Origin of the sequence: Aeromonas sp. HMWF016 (assembly GCF_963878195.1) — a bacterium.
Lineage (GTDB): Bacteria > Pseudomonadota > Gammaproteobacteria > Enterobacterales > Aeromonadaceae > Aeromonas > Aeromonas lacus.
In genome coordinates, this window is the sequence record NZ_CAWNWX010000056.1 from 9,206 (window position 1) to 29,302 (window position 20,097).

18 protein-coding genes and 1 tRNA gene are annotated in these 20,097 nt (G+C 59.2%); 9 read left to right on the top strand and 10 right to left on the bottom strand.

The window, feature by feature from the left end; genetic code table 11:
* Nucleotides 1–27: 27 nt before the first annotated feature.
* Nucleotides 28–510 (bottom strand): tRNA adenosine(34) deaminase TadA, encoded by a 483-nt coding sequence (gene tadA / locus AACS24_RS08145; RefSeq protein ID WP_033114405.1) that lies wholly within the window; start codon nucleotides 508–510, stop codon nucleotides 28–30.
* 310 nt (nucleotides 511–820) lie between these two features.
* Here tadA and AACS24_RS08150 point away from each other — a divergent pair.
* Both AACS24_RS08150 and AACS24_RS08155 read left to right on the top strand, forming a co-directional pair.
* Nucleotides 821–897, top strand: a tRNA-Pro gene (locus AACS24_RS08150).
* Between the two features lie 269 nt (nucleotides 898–1,166).
* Nucleotides 1,167–1,310, top strand: a complete 144-nt coding sequence (locus AACS24_RS08155; protein ID WP_167334755.1) for a hypothetical protein — start codon at nucleotides 1,167–1,169, stop codon at nucleotides 1,308–1,310.
* Nucleotides 1,311–1,507: 197 nt separating this feature from the next.
* On the opposite strand, the gene AACS24_RS08160 is transcribed toward AACS24_RS08155, so the two are convergent.
* The gene (locus AACS24_RS08160; RefSeq protein WP_161785983.1) at nucleotides 1,508–1,678 is read right to left on the bottom strand and encodes a hypothetical protein; all 171 of its coding nucleotides are present in this window, start codon (nucleotides 1,676–1,678) and stop codon (nucleotides 1,508–1,510) included.
* 315 nt (nucleotides 1,679–1,993) lie between these two features.
* Between AACS24_RS08160 and aceB the strand changes: the two genes are divergently transcribed.
* On the top strand, nucleotides 1,994–3,601 hold the full coding sequence (gene aceB, locus AACS24_RS08165) for a malate synthase A (protein ID WP_108573094.1): 1,608 nt from the start codon (nucleotides 1,994–1,996) through the stop codon (nucleotides 3,599–3,601).
* A 73-nt stretch (nucleotides 3,602–3,674) separates the two neighbouring features.
* Nucleotides 3,675–4,988 (top strand): isocitrate lyase, encoded by a 1,314-nt coding sequence (gene aceA / locus AACS24_RS08170; protein ID WP_005344572.1) that lies wholly within the window; start codon nucleotides 3,675–3,677, stop codon nucleotides 4,986–4,988.
* A gap of 100 nt (nucleotides 4,989–5,088) precedes the next feature.
* On the opposite strand, the gene hda is transcribed toward aceA, so the two are convergent.
* From hda to upp, 3 genes are all read right to left on the bottom strand, one after another.
* Nucleotides 5,089–5,790: a DnaA inactivator Hda gene (hda, locus tag AACS24_RS08175; protein ID WP_033114378.1), complete on the bottom strand. Its 702-nt coding sequence runs from the start codon at nucleotides 5,788–5,790 to the stop codon at nucleotides 5,089–5,091.
* A 102-nt stretch (nucleotides 5,791–5,892) separates the two neighbouring features.
* Complete coding sequence (locus tag AACS24_RS08180) at nucleotides 5,893–6,912, bottom strand: DUF2066 domain-containing protein (RefSeq protein WP_108573096.1); 1,020 nt, start codon at nucleotides 6,910–6,912, stop codon at nucleotides 5,893–5,895.
* Nucleotides 6,913–7,058: 146 nt separating this feature from the next.
* Nucleotides 7,059–7,685, bottom strand: a complete 627-nt coding sequence (gene upp / locus AACS24_RS08185) for a uracil phosphoribosyltransferase (RefSeq protein ID WP_033114376.1) — start codon at nucleotides 7,683–7,685, stop codon at nucleotides 7,059–7,061.
* A 176-nt stretch (nucleotides 7,686–7,861) separates the two neighbouring features.
* Here upp and purM point away from each other — a divergent pair, with 176 nt between their 5' ends.
* Together purM and purN are read left to right on the top strand one after the other, a co-directional pair.
* The gene (gene purM, locus AACS24_RS08190; RefSeq protein WP_108573098.1) at nucleotides 7,862–8,899 is read left to right on the top strand and encodes a phosphoribosylformylglycinamidine cyclo-ligase; all 1,038 of its coding nucleotides are present in this window, start codon (nucleotides 7,862–7,864) and stop codon (nucleotides 8,897–8,899) included.
* Between the two features lie 32 nt (nucleotides 8,900–8,931).
* Nucleotides 8,932–9,570: a phosphoribosylglycinamide formyltransferase gene (gene purN, locus AACS24_RS08195; RefSeq protein WP_181364348.1), complete on the top strand. Its 639-nt coding sequence runs from the start codon at nucleotides 8,932–8,934 to the stop codon at nucleotides 9,568–9,570.
* A 113-nt stretch (nucleotides 9,571–9,683) separates the two neighbouring features.
* Here the strand turns inward: purN and AACS24_RS08200 are convergent, their stop codons facing one another.
* From AACS24_RS08200 to AACS24_RS08220, 5 genes are all read right to left on the bottom strand, one after another.
* Nucleotides 9,684–10,445 (bottom strand): Nif3-like dinuclear metal center hexameric protein, encoded by a 762-nt coding sequence (locus tag AACS24_RS08200; RefSeq protein WP_033114374.1) that lies wholly within the window; start codon nucleotides 10,443–10,445, stop codon nucleotides 9,684–9,686.
* A gap of 157 nt (nucleotides 10,446–10,602) precedes the next feature.
* Entirely contained in the window at nucleotides 10,603–11,946 is a 1,344-nt protein-coding gene (locus AACS24_RS08205; RefSeq protein ID WP_042033344.1) for a sigma-54-dependent transcriptional regulator, read from the bottom strand.
* A 76-nt stretch (nucleotides 11,947–12,022) separates the two neighbouring features.
* Entirely contained in the window at nucleotides 12,023–13,057 is a 1,035-nt protein-coding gene (locus AACS24_RS08210; protein WP_033114372.1) for a sensor histidine kinase, read from the bottom strand.
* Nucleotides 13,058–13,163: 106 nt separating this feature from the next.
* Nucleotides 13,164–14,585, bottom strand: a complete 1,422-nt coding sequence (locus AACS24_RS08215) for a sigma-54 dependent transcriptional regulator (RefSeq protein WP_033114371.1) — start codon at nucleotides 14,583–14,585, stop codon at nucleotides 13,164–13,166.
* 242 nt (nucleotides 14,586–14,827) lie between these two features.
* Nucleotides 14,828–15,715 (bottom strand): DUF2726 domain-containing protein, encoded by an 888-nt coding sequence (locus AACS24_RS08220; RefSeq protein WP_108573100.1) that lies wholly within the window; start codon nucleotides 15,713–15,715, stop codon nucleotides 14,828–14,830.
* A gap of 190 nt (nucleotides 15,716–15,905) precedes the next feature.
* On the opposite strand from AACS24_RS08220, the gene AACS24_RS08225 reads away from it, so the two are divergent.
* The 3 genes from AACS24_RS08225 to ppx all read left to right on the top strand — a co-directional run bounded on the left by AACS24_RS08225 (nucleotide 15,906) and on the right by ppx (nucleotide 20,048).
* Complete coding sequence (locus AACS24_RS08225; protein ID WP_033114369.1) at nucleotides 15,906–16,418, top strand: glycine cleavage system protein R; 513 nt, start codon at nucleotides 15,906–15,908, stop codon at nucleotides 16,416–16,418.
* An 80-nt stretch (nucleotides 16,419–16,498) separates the two neighbouring features.
* Nucleotides 16,499–18,568: a polyphosphate kinase 1 gene (gene ppk1, locus AACS24_RS08230; protein WP_041209862.1), complete on the top strand. Its 2,070-nt coding sequence runs from the start codon at nucleotides 16,499–16,501 to the stop codon at nucleotides 18,566–18,568.
* Entirely contained in the window at nucleotides 18,558–20,048 is a 1,491-nt protein-coding gene (gene ppx, locus AACS24_RS08235) for an exopolyphosphatase (RefSeq protein ID WP_108573102.1), read from the top strand. The genes ppk1 and ppx overlap by 11 nt, the downstream gene beginning before the upstream one ends.
* The last annotated feature ends 49 nt before the right edge of the window (nucleotides 20,049–20,097 follow it).

Sequence of the window (20,097 nt, forward strand, 5' to 3'; positions counted from 1 at the left end):
GGATGCACTAACCCGCCGCCGACAGGTTCAGGCGGAAGCCTCACCCGATTGTTGCAGCGCCAGTTTGGCCGCCTTTTTCTCAGCGCGGCGCCGCTTGAAGAAATCGGAGAGCTGGGTCGAACAGGCCTCTGCCAGTACGCCAGCGGTCAGCTCGACCCTGTGGTTGTGACGCGGATCCTGCAAGATCTCGAACACCGACCCCGCTGCACCCGTTTTGAGATCCCGTGCGCCAAAGACCACCCGCTTGACCCGGCTATGGATGAGGGCTCCGGCACACATGCAGCAGGGCTCCAGCGTCACGTAGAGGGTGGTGTCGAGCAGGCGGTAGTTCTCCAGCTGGCTACCTGCCGCGCGGATCGCCATCACCTCGGCATGGGCGCAGGCATCGTGCTCGCTGATGGAGCGGTTCCACCCCTCCCCCACGATCTCGTCACCCAGCACCAGAACGGCACCAACCGGTATCTCGCCGATCCCCTCGGCGCGACCCGCCAGTGCCATGGCGTGGCGCATCCACTTCTCATCCGTTGCGGCCTGTTCCGGCGCATCGGCCCCCTCTGCTGGTTTCACGGCCATGCCTCTCTGTCTGTTCAATCTCTGCATTGGTATTCCATACTGCCGCACCTTTCAGCCGATATTATGAATATCTTGCATAAATAGTGGCTGCTGCGGGGCGGCGATTATGCCAAAACTCCCTCCTCCGCCCAAGCCGCATCTTGGCTGAGCAATAAAGAAGCAGTCGGCATCTCTATGATAAAAAAGGAGTTGCACCCATGAGTGCAGATCATTAGACTTCCTCCCCGTCAGCTCAGACTGACCTTGTCGGCGTGTAGCGCAGCCAGGTAGCGCACTGTCATGGGGTGTCAGGGGTCGGAGGTTCAAATCCTCTCACGCCGACCATCATTCCCCGAAAATAGCCCAGTCAAACGACTGGGCTATTTTTTTACTCCCGTTTTTGCTCTGAATTGCCTTCCCTCTCCCGCTTTCCCCCCCTTTTCTGCCCGACGCAACCAACGCCATCAGAGTCAGGAACAAAAAATGTACAGAATCGCTTGAATCTTTTTGATGCGATCATTAATATGCGCAACTTTCCGCCGGTATCAAGACAGGGAGGTGGAGGCACAAGTGAAGGGATCACTGGCCGGCTTGCATTCAATACGGGAGCAAGCATGAACCAGACCACCGATTTCACCCCGCTCATTCCGCTCTACCCTGTTCCTCACGACACCTCCTGCACCCCGCAAGGTGAAGAGGAAGAGCTGGTCATCCAGCTTGATGTCATCGATCTGGCCGAACCTGACGATGACTACTGAGCCCGCCTGCGGGCGATTTTCTCCTCTCTTTGCCCTCTTTTGTCCGTTTTCTGCCTCTTAAGACGTACCACCTTAAAAAAACGACAAACCACTACCAAAACATGATTACGCAGTGTAATTGACTACTGTTTAACCACCACTCCCCGCCGGGTTGATCCCCATCAGCTGATACAAACCTACGTTATTGCGCTCCACTTTCAATGCGGCAAGCCGTCAGCGCCAACAGAGCCCTGCGAAGGTATGGCAGTTTTAAACGAACGTTCACTATCCAGCATCAACGCCACCAGTCTATTGATTGAAATATTTAAACGCACTTCATACAGCTGTTTTTCAAAAGCCTGGAGTAAGGTCGGGATTTGTTTTTGCATTTGTAATTTTATTACGTAATAAGTTACGAATCGCATGACAAGAAGAGTGACCGGATGAGCCATCGTCCGGACAGAAAAACCAGGAGCATAACCATCTGTGTAGAGCTTTTATACCAATCCAATAACTCAATTAAAAACATCAACTTAAATATCACCCCCAAACAAGCGTTTAAAAAAAACTGTTGACGTAATCGACAATATTTCGCACCTTATCAATCGTGTTATCCCGTTGTTGCGGGAACGTTTCAGGAACAGGGATTCGACTTTAGTCGTAGTTAGTAAGTTCAAAATGTAATTCTCAAAGGAGTGAACCTTATGTCGGCACCGGCTCAGACCCACTGTAGCGCCCGCCTTCGCATCCAGGGCGAGATGCTGCCCGAATACGCGCAAATTCTGACGCCGGAAGCGGTGGCTCTGGTCTCCGAACTGGTGGAACGTTTTGCTCCCCAAAGAGGGGAATTGCTGAAACAACGTGTGGCACGTCAGGCCCGTATCGATGGCGGCGAGTTACCGGACTTCCTGCCGGAAACCGCCCACATCCGTGAAGGTGACTGGACCATTCGCGGCATTCCCGCCGACCTGCAAGACCGCCGTGTGGAGATCACCGGCCCGGTCGAGCGCAAGATGGTGATCAACGCCCTCAACGCCAACGTCAAGGTGTTTATGGCGGACTTCGAGGACTCACTGGCCCCCGCCTGGAACAAGGTGATCGAGGGTCAAATCAACCTGCGCGATGCGGTCAACGGCACCGTCTCCTACACCAGTCCGGAAGGAAAGGCCTATACCCTGAACCCCAATCCGGCGGTGCTCATCTGCCGGGTTCGCGGGCTGCACCTGCCAGAAAAACATGTCACCTTCGATGGCGAGCCGATCCCCGGTGGCCTGTTCGATTTTGCCCTCTACTTCCTGCACAACTATCAGGCGCTGCTGGCCAAAGGCTCCGGCCCCTACTTCTACGTACCCAAGCTGCAGAGCCATCTGGAAGGGCGCTGGTGGAGCGAGGTATTCGCCTGGACCGAGGACAAGTTCGGTCTGCCCCGTGGCACCATCAAAGCCACCGTGCTGATCGAAACCCTGCCAGCAGTGTTCGAGATGGATGAGCTGCTCTATCAGATGAAGGATCACATCGTCGCCCTAAACTGCGGCCGCTGGGACTACATCTTCAGCTACATCAAGACCTTAAAGAACCACCCGGATCGGGTACTGCCTGATCGCCAGGTGGTGACCATGGACAAGCCGTTCCTCTCCGCCTACTCGCGACTGCTGATCAAGACCTGCCATAAGCGCGGTGCGCTGGCGATGGGGGGCATGGCCGCCTTTATTCCGGCCAAAGATGCCGCCGTCAACGAGCAGGTGTTTGCCAAGGTCAAAGCCGACAAGGAGCGTGAAGCCAACAACGGCCACGATGGCACCTGGGTCGCCCACCCCGGTCTCGCCGATACCGCCATGGCGGTGTTCAACGCCACCATTGCGGTTGGCGCCAAGAACCAGATCGGCGTGCTGCGCGAGCAGGATGCCCCCATAACTGCCGCCGACCTGCTGGCCCCCTGCGAGGGCGAGCGCACCGAGGCAGGGATGCGCACCAATATCCGGGTTGCCCTGCAATATCTGGAGGCTTGGATCAACGGCAACGGCTGCGTGCCCATCTACGGTCTGATGGAAGATGCCGCCACCGCCGAGATCTCCCGCACCTCCATCTGGCAATGGATCCGCCACGGCAAGAGCCTCGCCAACGGCAAGGTGGTGACCAAGGATCTGTTCCGCCAGATGCTGGCCGAAGAACAAGAGGTGGTCAAAGCCGAAGTGGGTGCCGAGCGCTGGCAGGCGGGTCGCTTTGCCGAGGCGAGCGAACTGATGGAAGAGATCACCTGCGCCGATACCCTGATCGATTTTCTGACGCTGCCCGGTTACGAGCGGCTCTGAACTCCGGGCCCCGGGCGGGGCTCGCCAATAACAAGTCAATGGAAACGTGAAATCAATGAAAGAGGGAACTGATATGGCACTGACCCGTGAGCAACAGATCCAGGCTATCGAGAAAGACTGGGCGGAAAACCCCCGCTGGAAAGGGATCAAGCGCGGCTACAGCGCCGAAGATGTGGTAAACCTGCGCGGCAGCTTGCAGCCGGTACACACTCTGGCCCAACGCGGCGCCGACAAGCTGTGGGGTCTGATCCACGGCGACGCCAAGAAAGGCTACGTCAACTGTCTCGGCGCCCTGACCGGTGGTCAGGCGGTCCAGCAGGCCAAGGCGGGGATCGAAGCGATTTACCTCTCCGGCTGGCAGGTGGCGGCGGACAACAACTTGTCCTCCACCATGTATCCGGATCAATCCCTCTACCCGGCCAACTCGGTACCATCCGTGGTGGAGCGCATCAACAACTCCTTCGCCCGTGCCGACCAGATCCAGTGGGCCAACAAGGTTGGGCCGCAGGATGAGGGCTTTATCGACTACTTCCTGCCTATCGTGGCGGATGCGGAAGCCGGTTTCGGTGGCGTATTGAACGCCTTCGAACTGATGAAAGGGATGATTGAAGCGGGTGCCGCCGGCGTGCACTTCGAAGATCAGCTGGCTTCCGTCAAGAAGTGCGGCCACATGGGCGGCAAAGTGCTGGTACCGACTCAGGAAGCGGTGCAGAAACTGGTTGCCGCCCGTCTGGCAGCCGATGTGTGCGGCACCACCACCCTGGTGATCGCCCGTACCGACGCCAACGCGGCTGACCTGTTGACCACCGACGCCGACCCGTACGATGCAGACTTCCTGACTGGCGAGCGCACTGCCGAAGGTTTCTACAAGGTGCGTGCCGGTATCGATCAGGCCATCGCTCGCGGTCTGGCTTACGCCCCCTACGCCGACATGGTGTGGTGTGAAACCGCCAAGCCGGATCTGGACGAAGCGCGTAAATTTGCCGAAGCGATCAAGGCCAAGTTCCCGGATCGCATCCTGGCCTACAACTGCTCCCCGAGCTTCAACTGGAAGAAAAATCTGGACGATGCCACCATCGCCCGCTTCCAGCAGGAGCTCTCCGACATGGGCTACAAGTACCAGTTCATCACCCTGGCAGGTATCCACAACATGTGGTTCCACATGTACGAACTGGCCTACCAGTACGCCCGTGGCGAAGGGATGAAGCACTACGTCGAGATGGTGCAAGAGCCGGAATTTGCCGCCGCCAGCCGTGGCTACACCTTCGTGGCACACCAGCAGGAGGTCGGCACCGGTTACTTCGACAAGGTGACCACCGTCATTCAGGGTGGCCAATCCTCGGTTACCGCACTGACCGGCTCCACCGAAGAAGATCAGTTCCACTGATAGGCAGAGCCCCCTTGAGATAGCAAAACCCCGGCTTGAAGCCGGGGTTTCCTTTTGTCCGTTGTATCAGCACCGCTGAGGCTCAAGCACACCCAATGGCTCAGAGCTCCAGGATCTCTTTTACAAAGGGAATGGTCAGCTTGCGCTTGGCGCGAAATGAGGCGTTGTCGAGCTGATTGAGGGTGGTGAGCAGAGTGCGCATGTCGCGCGAGAGGCGGTTGAGCAGGAAGCGGCCCACATCGATGGGCAGTTTGAAGCCCCGCAGCTCTGCACGCAGCTGCAGGGCACTGAGCTTGCCTTCATCATCCAGCTCTTCGAGATGGAAACTCACCCCCCAATCCAAGCGCGAGGCGAGATCCGGCAGCTGCAGCCCCAGTTTGCGCGGCGCGCTGCAACCGGTGACGATCAGCGTCCCTTCCCCTTTCTCCTGCCAGCGATTGTAGAAATCAAACAGCGCCCGCTCCCAAACGGCATTGCCGGCGATGGCCTCAATGCTGTCGAGGCAGACCAGCGGCAGGCTTTCGAGGGCATCAAGCATGCTGGGGTCGAGCTGTTCAAACTGATCGAGGGAGAGATAGGCCGCCGCTGCATCGCGGGCATTGACCTCGGCACAGGTAGCATGGAGCAGATGGGAGCGCCCGGAGCCCTTGGCTCCCCAGAAATAGAGGAAAGGCGACCCCTGACCGATGGCCGCATTCTTGAGGGCGGTGATCAGATGAGCATTGGTGCCGGGATAAAAACTGACGAAGGTTTCATCATCCGGTAGTTGTACGGCTAGGGACAGTTGGGCCGGTTGCTTCACTCGTTGGGCTTTGACTGTGACATTTGTGGCTAAGTGTACCATCGCAATGGCAGATAGAGAACCGCCCGGACAAGCCGGGCGGTAGACAAAAGCCTTGTGAAATCAGGGCTGCGACCATTGGTAACGCAGATTGCTGCCATTATCGTCAACCTTGTGCAAGCGGCTCTCCAGCTGCAGGGCTCGCACCAACTCGCTCTGCTCCCCCTGCAGAGTGAAGTTGAAGGTGACCTGATTGCCTTCCAGCTTGCCGATCTCCACCTTGCTGACGTTGGCCATCCCCTGCAGCATCTTCTGCACGGAGATCATGCTGTCCACATCGGAGAGACCATCCACTACCAGGGTCTGACTGGTTGCCGGCCCCGAGATACGGGCGCCATAGTTTTTCACCAGCCAGGTCGCCAGGGTTTCGGCAAGCCCTTGCGCCACTTCGGCCTGGGTACCCGTGGTGTTGCCTCGGGTCAGTTCGGCCACTTCACCAGCGGCCTTGGGGCCGTAGAGTCCCCAGTCGATGCTCCACTTGTCCCCTTCCGGGGTCAGCTTGCCCAGCACCACCATTTCGGCGCCATAGCGCTGGCTCGCCTTGAGGATGGGATCGGCAAAACGGCCCCATACATCGGTGGCACTGACCGCCATGTTGTCGTCGAGATCCATCAGGGGAATGCTGACCGGCAGCCCCAGCGCCAGGGTCTGTTCGCGCAGTGCCTGTGCCCAGCCATCGGTAGACTGGTCGGCCAGCAGATGGCGCTCACCCTGATCTACCACCAGCCAGAGGGCCATCTGGGGACGAGCCGGGCCAAGCAGAGCGAATTTGCTCTCGGAGACCAGGCTGTTGACCTTGTCGCTCTTGAACTCGGCCTTCAGATACTTGACCGAATCCACATCCTGATAGCCATAGCTCTTTACATAGTCACCCGGCGCAGCCAGCGCCTTGACCACGGCAGGCTGGGTCAGAATATCCCGCTTGCCGGTCACCTTGATCAACACCTCGCCCAGCGCCTGACCCTGAGCAGCCACCATGTCGCCGGTGGTCGGGGCCTTGCCCTGATAGAGGTCGGTCACCTGAGCGGCCGAGGCAATGAATGACAAGCCGCAGCAGAGGGCGGTCACAACACGTTTGAACATGAACAGAGTCTCGAAATGGGAGATGGTGCTTATGGTAGCGGCAAGGCGCGTCCTGCGGCAAGGCTGGGACAAAGGCCCTAAACAGCGAAGCCGGCAGGACGCCGGCTCCGTCAGCCGCCTCGGCAGAGGCGGCGTGTCACAGCAACTTACTTGGTACCGAAGATCTTGTCGCCGGCATCGCCCAGACCCGGCACGATGTAGCCTTTCTCGTTCAGGCCCTGGTCGATGGAGGCACAGAACAGCTCCACGTCAGGGTGAGCGGCTTCCAGCGCCTTGATGCCTTCCGGCGCGGCAACCAGCACCAGCACCTTGATGGACTGGCAGCCTTTCTTTTTAAGCAGATCGATAGTGGCGATCATGGAGCCGCCGGTGGCCAGCATGGGGTCGATGACCAGCGCCAGACGCTCTTCGATGTTGCTGACGATCTTCTCGAAGTAGGGAACCGGCTGCAGGGTCTCTTCATCGCGGTAGATACCAACCACGCTGACGCGGGCGCTCGGCATGTGCTCCAGCACGCCATCCATCATGCCAAGACCGGCACGCAGGATCGGTACGACGGTTACCTTCTTGCCCTTGATCTGGTCAACTTCTACTGGCCCATTCCAGCCATCGATGATAACCTTCTCGGTTTCGAAGTCAGAGGTCGCTTCATAGGTCAACAAACTGCCCACTTCTTTGGCCAGTTCACGGAAACGCTTGGTGCTGATATCGCCTTCACGCATCAGACCGATCTTGTGTTTGACCAGGGGGTGTTTGACTTCAACGACTTTCATTATTATCTCCTCTAACCTGCCGCAAAAAAAATCGCGGAATCATACAACAAAAGCCGCCGCTTGTAGAGCAGTTTTGCGCAAAAACGCGCAAACGATTTCCTTTCTGGTTTTTGACCGCCACTGTTAGAATACGCCCCGAATTTTACCCTCCACTTCTCACATGACGGGGACTACTCGTGACTGACAAAACCTCACTGAGCTACAAGGATGCTGGCGTGGATATCGATGCCGGCAATGCACTGGTTGAACGTATCAAGGGCGTGTCAAAGCGCACTCGTCGTCCTGAAGTCCTTGGTGGTCTTGGCGGCTTTGGGGCCTTGTGTCAAATCCCTGCGGGCTACAAGGAGCCGGTGCTGGTTTCCGGCACCGACGGTGTGGGCACCAAGCTGCGCCTCGCCATCGATCTGAAAAAACATGACACCGTGGGTATCGATCTGGTGGCCATGTGCGTCAACGACCTGATCGTACAGGGTGCCGAGCCCCTCTTCTTCCTCGACTACTACGCCACTGGCAAGCTGGATGTGGACACAGCTGCAGCCGTGGTCACCGGGATCGGTGCCGGTTGCGAGCAGTCCGGCTGTGCTCTGGTGGGCGGCGAAACCGCCGAGATGCCGGGCATGTATGAAGGGGAAGACTACGACATCGCTGGTTTCTGCGTCGGCGTGGTGGAGAAGAGCGAGATCATCGACGGCAGCAAGGTTGCTGAAGGTGATGCCCTGATCGCGCTGGCCGCCAGCGGCCCCCACTCCAACGGTTTTTCCCTGATCCGCAAAATCCTCGAGGTCTCCAAGGCAGATGTTCATCAGCAGCTGGGTGACACCACCCTTGCCAACGCCCTGCTGGAGCCGACCCGCATCTATGTGAAACCTGTGCTCAAGCTCATCAAGGAGTGCGAGATCCACGCTCTCTCCCACATCACCGGTGGTGGCTTCTGGGAGAACATCCCGCGCGTACTGCCCGCCAACACCCAGGCGGTGATCGACGAGCAGAGCTGGCAGTGGCCGGCGGTGTTCAGCTGGCTGCAGCAGGCTGGCAACGTCACCCGCCACGAGATGTATCGCACCTTCAACTGCGGCGTTGGCATGATCATCGCCCTGCCAGCCCATCAGCTGGAGAAGGCACTGACTCTGCTCAAAGCCGAGGGTGAGAACGCATGGCACATCGGTCATGTGGCCAAGGCCGCCGATGGCGAGGAGCAGGTCATCATTCAATGAATGACCGGATCAACAGCCAAATGACCTCCCCCATGAAGCGCATCCTGGTGCTAATCTCCGGCAGCGGCAGCAATCTGCAGGCGCTCCTCGACCACTGCGCCAGCGGCAAGATTGGCGGTGAGGTGGTCGGCGTCATCAGCAACAAGGCCGATGCCTATGGCCTGATCCGCGCACAAGAGGCAGGGGTGGCTACCACCACCCTCAGCCAGCAGCAGTTTGCCAGTCGGGAGGAGTATGACACCGCCCTGCTGGCGCTGATGGCTGACTATCAGCCGGATCTGGTGGTACTGGCCGGCTTTATGCGCATATTGAGCGGTGATCTGGTGCGCCACTTCGCAGGGCGGATGATCAATATCCACCCCTCCCTGCTGCCGAAATATCAGGGGCTGCACACCCACCAGCGCGCTATCGACGCAGGTGACAGTGAGCATGGCGCCAGCGTTCACTTCGTGACCGAAGAGCTCGATGGTGGCCCGGTGATCCTGCAGGCACACGTCCCCATCTTCGAAGGCGATGATGCTGACGAGGTTGCGGCACGGGTACAGGTGCAGGAGCACAGCATCTACCCGCTGGTGGTGCAGTGGTTCTGTGAAGGGCGCTTGCAGATGCGAGAAGGGTCTGCCTTTCTCGATGGCAAGCAACTTGGCCCGGCTGGCTATGCCTGCGAGTAACCGCTAATCACAGCACGCAAAATGTAACAAAGGGAGGCCCAGGCCTCCCTTGTCATTTCCATAGATCAACGCGATGACCACTCACATCTCTGATTACGCCACTACGCGGCTAATCAGACCGGATTGTCGATATCGATAAAGGTCACATCCAACCCGTGCACGGTCGCCAGCCACTCTCCCAGCGCCTTGACGCCGTAGCGTTCGGTAGCGTGATGACCGGCAGCGTAGAAGTGCATCCCCATCTCGCGAGCGGTGTGGATGGTCTGCTCGGAGGCTTCACCGGAAATAAAGGCATCGATGCCCTGCTCCGCCGCCAGATTGATGTAGCTCTGACCGCCGCCGGTGCACCAGGCCACGGAGCGGATAAGCTCGGGGCCGCTGTCGCCGCAGTGGAGCGGTTCACGGCCGAGCCGTTCGGCAATCAGCTTGGCAAAATCGCTGCCGCTCATGGGCTCTTCCAGCTTGCCAACCATGGCGACGCTCTTGCTGTTCCACGGCTCCAGACCACGGCGCACCTTGATGTCGAGCAGCTTGGCGAGCTGGGCGTTGTTGCCCACCTCGGGATGGACATCGAGCGGCAGGTGGTAGGCAAACAGGTTGATATCGTGGGCCAGCAGGGTCTTGATGCGGCGCTGCTTCATGCCGGTGATCTGGGCCGGTTCACCGCTCCAGAAGTAGCCGTGGTGAACCAGAATGGCATCGGCATCGGCAGCCACGGCGGCGTCGATAAGGGCCTGACTGGCGGTCACGCCGGTCACCACCTTGCGAATGCGCTCGCGCCCCTCAATTTGCAGACCATTGGGGCAGTAATCCTTGATGGCGTGGGGCTCAAGCAGGTGGTTGAGTACGGTTTCCAATTTTCGATGAGAGATCATAAGGGTCCCTTTATAACGGCGCGATTCCCTGTTTTACCAATAAAAACAAGGCCCCGGCTCAAAACGCCAAGGGCCCTATGATAATCGAGAGCCGCCATCAAGACCATGACGGTTCCCACACAGTGATACTTCCCTCTATTCAGGCATCCAGCCTGACTCAGGCGGGCAAGTCGATGCCGGCATCCCGCATCTGGGCCAGCTTGTAGCGCAGAGTGCGCGGGCTGATCCCGAGCCGGTCGGCCACATCCTTGCGACTGCCGTTGCACTCTTGCAGGGTGTCGAGAATGATCTGGTGCTCCTGCTGCTTGAGTTCGCTGCCGAGACGATCACCGCCATAAGCGCGCTCTGCGACGGCAAACTCCATCTCCTGCTCGTCCACCTCTTCCAGAATGAGGTGGCTGCAATCGATCACTCCATCAGGGCTGAGGATCAGCGCCCGCTGTACCACATTGTCCAGCTCCCGCACGTTGCCGGGCCAGGGGTGAGAGAGCAGCCGCTCGCGCGCCTGCGGCTCCAGCTGCGGGGTGGGCAGCCCTTGCTGGCTGGCATGGAGGGCCAGCAGATGTTCAGCCAGCGGCAAGATGTCACCGGGCCGCTCGCACAGGGCAGACCAGCGCAGCGGAAAGACGTTGAGACGGTAGTAGAGATCTTCGCGGAACAGACCATCCTGCACCGCCTTCTTGAGATCCCGGTTGCTGGTGGCGATGACCCGCACATCTAGCGGGATCATCTTGCGGCTGCCGAGCCGCTCCACCTCTTTCTCCTGCAGCACTCGCAGCAACTTGGCCTGCAAACCCAGATCCATCTCGGTGATCTCGTCGAGCAGCAGAGTCCCCCCCTGCGCCTGCTCGAACTTGCCGGGGCACCCCTGCACCGCACCGGTAAATGCCCCCTTCTCGTAGCCAAACAGGGTCGCCTCCAGCATGTTCTCCGGAATGGCTGCGCAGTTGATGGCGATAAAGGGCTGCTCGGCGCGGTTGGAGTTGTCGTGGATGTAGCGGGCCAACACCTCTTTCCCCGTCCCGCTCGGGCCGGTCACCATCACGGTAGCCTCGCTTCTGGCCACCCGGGTCGCCAGCTGGAACAGCTCGGCGCTCTTGGGATCGCCATAGACTACGGCACGTTTTTCTACCTTCTGGGCCGGTACATAGCGGCTCACCTGATTGAGCAGCACCTCAGGCGAAAAGGGCTTGGCCAGATAGTCAATAGCCCCTTCACGCATGGCGCGCACCGCACCGTCGATGTTGGCGTAGGCAGTCATCAGGAGTACCGGCACCTGCGGATACTGCTGGCGTATGGTGGCCAACAGGGTCAGGCCATCCATCCCTCCCATCTGAATATCGGAGATCACCATGTCAAACGGCTGACGGGAGAGAGCCAGCAAGGCCCGCTCGCCGCTGTCTACCTCACGGCACTCATAGCCGCCAAGCAACAGGGTATCGACCAGCGCTTCACGCAGGCCATTGTCATCTTCTACAACCAGGATCCGGGCCTGAGTCATGCTACACCTCCCACGACAGCCAACCTGGCCGCATTGATATGGCTCCCTCTCGGCCGGCACAACTCCTTAACAAGGCTCATGCTGCACCTCCAAGTTGTACCTGCTGCTGATGCAGGGGGAACGACAGAGTAAAACAGGTGCCCTCTCCGGGAACCGAGGCCACACCGACCTCGCCCTGATGGGCACGCACGACGGATTGCACCACCGCCAGTCCAAGGCCGGTGCCCTGGGAGCGAGTGGTAAAGAAGGGTTCGAAAATCTGGCTGAGCAGGTGAGCCGGCATCCCCTTGCCATTGTCGATCACCCGCATCTCGACGCGGGCACCGCTGCGCACTGCACTCACCAGAAGTGACGTTGCCCCCGCCTGCTGGGCGTTGGCGATGAGATTGTTGATGGCTCCGGAGAGCGCACTGCTGTTGGCCAGCAGGCAGAGATCGGGCTCCGGCGCCTCCATGTGCAGCTCGCACCCCTGCTGGGTGCAGAACGCCTCTGCCCCCGCATGTACTTCAGCCAGCAGACCCTGTACCGAGATGGGGGTAACCACCTGATTGTCGCCATTGCGGGCAAACAGCAGGATGTCGTTGATCTGCTTCTCCAAGTCCTGCAGCCGGGCCATCAGCTTTTGCTGAAACTGGGTGCGGGATTCGGGTTTGAGGGTGCGGTTGGCCAGGTTGGCAGCATAGAGCATGGCGGCCGAGAGCGGGGTGCGGATCTGATGGGCCAGCGAAGCGGCCATATTGCCAAGGGCCGACAACCGCTTCATGTGGTTGATGCGATCCTGCAGCTGACGGGTTTCGGTCAAATCGTTGATAAAAACCAGCTGGCCCGCCTGATCCTGCAGCGGTTGGGTCGAGAGTTGGACCCGGCGGCCATCGCGCAGGGAGATCTCGTGACCATCATCCTCGCGCGGCTCGAAGCAGCGGGTGATGACGTGACGCCAGAGTTCCCCCTCCAGCGGCTCCCCCAGCAGGTCTATCGCCGCCGGATTGGCACGGGTGATGATGCCAGTGCCATCAAGCAACAGCACCCCGGTCGGGAGCGCCTTGAAGATGGCGTAAAGCTGGCTCACTTCGTGAGACTGGAGTGGGATATCCTGCTGTTGGGCTGTCATAAACCTGACCTCAAACTGGCGACCTGGTCAGGTTATTCAATTTCCATGCCACTAAATTAATCTATTAAAACCAATAGATTACCGCTTTGCGTCAAGGCTTTGACCCTCAGACGTCCTTGCTCATCCCGTACTTTTTCATCTTCTCGACCAGGGTGGTGCGGCGCATGCCGAGCAGATCGGCAGCGCGGGCCACCACCCCATCCTGCGACTCCAGCGCCTGACGGATCAGCTCTACTTCGAGGTCGGCCAGCATCTCCTTGAGATTGACCCCCTCCTCCGGCAGTTGCATGGTACGGGGCGAGGAAAGCGGATGGTCGATCTCCGGCGGATCCTGAAACACCGCGGCCAGCGCATCCCGCTCATCCATCTCGGTCAGCCGTTCATCACGCGGCTCGCTTGGCAGCAGGCGGTAGCGGCTCGGCAGATCGGCCACATCGACAATCTGCTGCGGATAGAGAATGAGCAGCCGCTCCAGCAGGTTGGAAAGCTCACGCACGTTGCCCGGCCAGGGATACTGCATCAGCGACTCCATCGCTCGCTGGGTCAGACGGATGGTGCTGTGGTGCTGTTCGGCATGACGGTTGAGCAGCTCTTGCAGTAGCAGGGGGATATCGTCGATGCGATCTCGCAGCGGCGGGGTCTCGATGGGGAAGACGTTGAGGCGATAGTAGAGATCTTCACGGAAGCCCTGGGTGCGGATCAGCGCCTCCAGATCCCGGTGAGTCGCGGCGATGATACGCACATCGGCCTGAATGGGCTTACCACCACCCACCCGATCAAAGAGCCGCTCCTGCAACACCCGCAGCAGCTTGACCTGCATCGGCATCGGCATGTCGCCAATCTCGTCGAGGAACAGAGTGCCCCCCTGCGCCAGCTCAAAACGGCCACGCCGCGCGGCGATAGCACCGGTAAAGGCCCCCTTCTCGTGACCAAACAGCTCGCTCTCCAAGAGCTCCGCCGGAATAGCGCCGCAGTTGATAGGTACGAACGGCCCCTGGCTGCGGGCAGAGAGTTCGTGAATGGCGCGCGCCACCACCTCTTTACCGGTACCCGACTCACCGAGGATCAGCACGTTGGCATCGGTCTCGGCAACCTGGCTGATGAGGCGACGCACCTCCTGGATCCCCTTCCCCTTGCCCACCAGCAGGCGCAGCAGAGCCTGCCCCTTGTCATGGGTCTGCTGACGGGGATGCAGAGAAACAAACGCCTGACAGAAGTGCAGGTGGCGAGTCAGCGACTCGTAGGTAAACGGAGCCTCGGCAACCCCGATGAAGTTGCTGTTGGGCAGGTCGGCCTCGACCAGAGAGATAAAGGGGGTTCGGGGGAATGCGGCCAGCAGATCCGGCAGAACACGGGCGCCGAGCTCACCGGCCAGCACACCTTGCAGGGGGCCGGAGGAGTCGATGGCGACATCCAGATCGCCTTCAGCGACCTCTTGCCACGGGATCCCCATAAACGAGAGCACTGTTCCCAACTGCTGACGCCGCTGCGCATCGGCATCAACAATCAACACGCCCATCTCCACCATATCAATCCCTCGCGACGACCGAATATAATTCATTGTTTTATATAGATATAAAACATATATCACTTATTTTATTTCAGACAGACAAAGTGCCAAAATTCCGACACTTTGTCAAAAATTGTCGTATTCAGGCTAAGTGTATCGACATAAAACGGGGATAAACGAAATGGCTACAGCATTTTTTTCGAAGGGAATATTCAGGTGATACCGCCTTGCCGGCGGCGGTATCACTCAGATGCAGCAGTTCAAGGGTGGATATGGTGGCGCGGGGTCGCGTAGCGGCACTCGGGGAAACGGCTGCAGGCCAGAAAGAGGCGGCCGGCATGGGGCCCTTTCTTGGCTTCACGCTCCACCAGCGGCGCATCGCAGCGAGGACAGAGGTGCACCTCTTCATCCTCGTCTTCAGACGGATCGGCAAACAGGTTGTCGGCAAGCTCCGGCTCCATCACGGGAACTGCAACGCTCGGCGCAGGGCTCTCCAGATTTGGGAAGTGAAGCGGCTCTTCATCGACCGGGCGAACGGTTGCCTGTGGCGAGCCACCGCGGAGCGGCGTGCCAAGATCGACCCCGTCCAGCAACAGAGGGTTGAAAGTGGGTTCACGCCGCTGGCCCGGCAGCAGATCATCGACCACCGGCTCGCTGGTTTTGACCAGCAACGGCAAAATCTGTTCGCGCAGCTCTTCCACCTGATAACCGCTGCTGGCCGGAATTTGCAGCAGGGGCAGACCGGCGCTGTCGCAGGCAGTTTTCAGAAAGAGATCGCGCGCCTTGCGCTTCTGATGACGGTGAGAGCTGTCATCCAGCTCGATGGCGCAGATAAACGAGAGGTCGGTCGGATGGCAGAGCAGATAGTCAAAATGCTTGCCGCTGATCTTGTTGAAGTGTTGCTGCCACTTGCTCTTGCCAAGCCCGGCTTGCGGGGTCAGCACATCGGCCACCCGCACCTTGGCCAGCACTCTGGCCTTGTCGCCTACCGCCAAGTCCAGAACCCCGAGAAAAGAGCGTTCGGCCGGAGTGAAGAGAGTCTCCTGCAGATCGTAGGGCAGCTGCTTCTGCTCCTTGTTTCTGCTCCAGAAAATCGCCAGCACCAGCAGGGCCAGCAACAGTAATCCCGACAGGACGAGGGTATTCATGAGAGCACAATCCAGTTCACAACACGAAAGGGGGAGTACTTTACCACAGCCAGCGTCACGCAAGGCAGCAGGCAAGCGTATGGAAAGTGTAAAACTCCCTGCTTTTTATCCATTTGCCAGCGGGCGGGGCTTCATATGACCAGCCACAGCAGGCACAATGCTGGAGAAATCCAATTCCAAGGAGAGCAGGATGCAAAAGCAATTGGTGGTCACCGTGATCGGTGCAGACAAACCAGGTATCGTCGAGAGTCTGGCTGCCGTCATCAGTCGCGAGCAGGGCAACTGGCTGGGCAGTGCCATGAGCGAGCTGGCAGGCCAGTTTGCCGGCATCCTCCATGTGGCCGTGCCCGAGGAGCACTACCGCAGCCTGTGCGAAGCGCTGGCCCTGCTGCCCGGCCTCACCATCAGTTTTGCAGAAGGGACCCCCACCGCCGAACCGGCCCATCAGGTGATGATGACGGTCACCGGCAATGATCGCCCCGGCATCGTCCACGAAGTGGCCAGCATCCTGCGGCAACTTGATATCAATGTGGCCGATCTCACCACCGGCTGTGAACCGGCCCCCCACTCCGGCGCATCGCTCTTCTACGCCCATGCACTGGTTGCCCTGCCAGACGGGCTGGAGATGGAGAGTCTTGTCTCTGCGCTGGAGTCTCTCTCCGATGATCTGGTGGTCGATATTGACGAGGCGATGCCCGAGTAATATTGCTGTCACTTTTCTGTCATATATTCACGTCATACCTGCCGCGCAGAGGCGAACTGATTAGAGACCAGAGGCATAACATGAGCACCGACAAGCTGTATGAAGAGAAAGAGCTGAGCTGGCTCTCATTCAATGAACGGGTGTTGCAAGAAGCGATGGACAAGACGGTCCCCCTCATCGAGCGGGTCCGCTTTTTGGGGATCTTCTCCTCCAACCAGGATGAGTTTTTTAAAGTTCGAGTGTCGGACGTCAAGCGCCGCATTCTGATCAACGAAGTACATGGCGGCGACGATGAAGCCAAGGTGCTGCTGCGCGCCATCCAGCAGAAGGTGATGGCCCTTGGCGAGGCATTCGACAACACCTACAAGGAGCTGCTGATCGCCCTGGCTCGCCACAACATCTTTCTGGTCAACGAAAACCAGCTCTCCGATGCTATCCAGAAGTGGCTGCGGGTGTTCTTTCGGGAAAAGGTGCTGCGCCACATCATCCCGATCCTGCTCAATAAAGAGGTCAACCCGGTCAAGTTCCTGAAAGACGAGCACACCTATCTCGCCATCGAGATGAAGAAGAACGGCCAGGTGATCCAGTACGCGCTGGTTGAGGTGCCGACCGATGACCTGCCCCGCTTCTTCCAGCTGCCGCCGGAAGGGACCCGCCGCAAGAAGCAGATCATCATTCTGGACAATGTCATCCGCTTCTGTCTGGACGAGATCTTTAAAGGTTTCTTCGACTACGACGAGATTGCCGCCTATGCGGTGAAGCTGACCCGGGATGCCGAATATGACCTCTCCGACCAGCTGGACTTGAGCCTGGTCGACAAGATGAGTGACGGCTTGAAACAGCGTCTCACCGCTATGCCGGTGCGTTTCGTCTACGAGCGGGAGATGCCGGCAGCGATGATAAGCTTCCTCAAGCTCAAGCTGCAGATCAGCTCCTACGACGCCATCATGCCGGGCGGGCGCTATCACAACTTCAAAGATTTCATCGGCTTCCCCAACGTGGGCCGCGACTATCTGGAAAACCCCAAGCTGCCGGCCATCGATTGCCGCGACTTTGACGGCTTCGTCAATGCCTTCGATGCCATCACCAAGCAGGACATCCTGCTCTACTACCCGTACCACAAGTTCCACCACTTCACCGAGCTGGTGCGTCAGGCGGCGTTCGATCCGGCGGTCAGCGCCATTCGCATCAATATCTACCGGGTCGCCAAGAAGTCGCGGATCATCCACTCCCTCATCGATGCCGCCAACAACGGCAAGAAGGTGACCGTGGTGGTGGAGCTGCGCGCCCGTTTCGACGAAGCGGCCAATATCGACTGGGCCAACATCCTGACCGATGCCGGGGTCAAGGTGGTGTTCGGGGTGCCGAGCCTCAAGATCCACTCCAAGCTCTGCCTCATTACCCGCCACGAAAATGGCGAGGCGGTGCGCTACGCCCATATCGGGACCGGCAACTTCAACGAGAAGACCGCCAAGATCTATACCGACTTCTCGCTGCTGACCCGCCACCCGGACATCACCGCCGAGGTGGAGAGCGTGTTCGAGTACATCGAGTACCCCTACCGGCGCTACAAGTTCAACCACCTGCTGGTCTCCCCTATCAACAGCCGACGTCAGCTCTATCGCCTCATCGACAACGAGCTCTCCAACGCCAAGGCGGGGCAACCGAGCGGCATTACCCTCAAGATCAACAACCTGGTGGACAGGGATCTGATCAACCGGCTCTATGCCGCCGGTCAGGCCGGGGTGCCGATCCAGATGATCATCCGCGGCATGTGCGCCCTGCGCCCGGGCGTGCCGGGCCTCAGTGACAACATCAAGGTGATCAGCATCATCGACCGCTTCCTCGAACACCCGCGGGTGATGGTGTTCCACAACAAGGGCAACCCCCAGCTCTATATCTCCAGCGCCGACTGGATGAGCCGTAATATTGACGGCCGGATCGAGGTGGGCACCCCCATCTATGACGAGCGGCTCAAGCAGCGCATCATGGATATTCTCGAGCTACAACTGAGTGATACCTGCAAGGCGCGGGTGATCGATGCCGACCAGCAGAACGAATATGTGAAGCGGGGCAACCGCCGCAAAATCCGCTCTCAGGTCGCGATTTACGACTATCTCAAACGTATCGAGTCAAACAATGGACAATAGCCTCTACGCCGCCGTCGATCTCGGCTCCAACAGTTTTCATATGGTGATCGCCCATCTGAGCGAAGGGCGTTTTCGCATCGTCGATCGCATCAAGGAGCGGGTGCGGCTGGCGGAAGGGATGGATGAGCAGAAACGAATGAGCCCGGAGGCGATGGAACGCGGCCTCGCCTGTCTGTCGCTGTTTGCCGAGCGGCTCACCAACATCAAACCGGACCAGATCCGCATCGCCGGCACCTACACATTGCGCCGTGCCAGCAATGCGCGCGAGTTCGTCAGTGAAGCGGCCAAGGTGCTCAACCACCCCATCGAGATCATCAGCGGGCAGGAAGAGGCGCGCCTCATCTATCAGGGGGTCGCCCATACCCAGCATATTGAGGGCCAGGTACTGGTCATCGATATCGGTGGCGGCAGCACCGAGCTCATCATCGGTGAAGGGTTTGAACACAAAGCGCTCACCAGCCGCAAGATGGGCTGCGTCAGCTTTACCCAGAGCTTCTTTGCCAGCGGCAAGCTGAGTGACAAGCACTTCACCAATGCCGTGCTGGAGGCGCAGCACCAGCTCGCCCCCATCGTCAACCAGTACCGCAAGCTGGGCTGGCAGAGCTGTCTTGGCAGCTCAGGTTCGATCCGCACCGTGCGCGACGTACTGCAGGGTGAGGGGCTGACCGATGGCAGCATTACGCTGGAGGGGCTAGAGCGCCTCAAGGCGCTGATGATCGAACACAAGCGGGTCGATAACCTCAAACTGGTCGGGCTCACCGAGGAGCGTCAGGAGGTGTTTGCCGCCGCGGTTGCCATCCTGCTCGGCCTGTTTACCTCGCTGCCCATCGAGCGGCTCGACTACTCCGACGGCGCCCTGCGTGAAGGATTGCTGTATGAGTTCGAGGAGCGCTTGCAGCACCACGATATTCGCGAGCGCACAGCGCAAGCACTGGGCACCCACTACCGGATGGACCGCAAACAAGCCGCCCGGGTGGAGCAGAGTGTGCTAACTCTGTTTGATGCCTTGCAAGAGCCCTGGCAGATGGAGGTTGAACCCTATCGCGCCATCCTCGGCTGGGCGGCACGGCTGCACGAAATTGGCCTTGCCATCAACTACAGCGGCATCCACCGCCACTCCGCCTATATCCTGCAACACACCGACCTGCCCGGCTTCAACCAGGACGATCAGGCATTGCTGGCCGCGCTGGTACGCTTTCAGCGCAAGGGGCTAAAACTCTCCGAGCTACCGCACCTGCCCAACCACGACCTGCAAACCGTGCTGCGCTGCATCCGCATCCTGCGCCTAGCGGTAGCCGCGCACCACAAGCGGCAGGACAACCTGCTGCCTGAGTGGAAAGTCGCGGTGCAGGGCGATCAGCTGGTAGTGACCCTGCCAATCGACTGGTGTGAGGAGAACCGTCTCCTGATGCAGAATCTGGAGAAGGAGCACCGTTATTGCCAGGAGCAGGGCTGGCCACTGTTGTTCCAGCTCGGCTGAACCACAAAGAGAGATGTAAAAAAGGCAGCCCATTGGCTGCCTTTTGCAT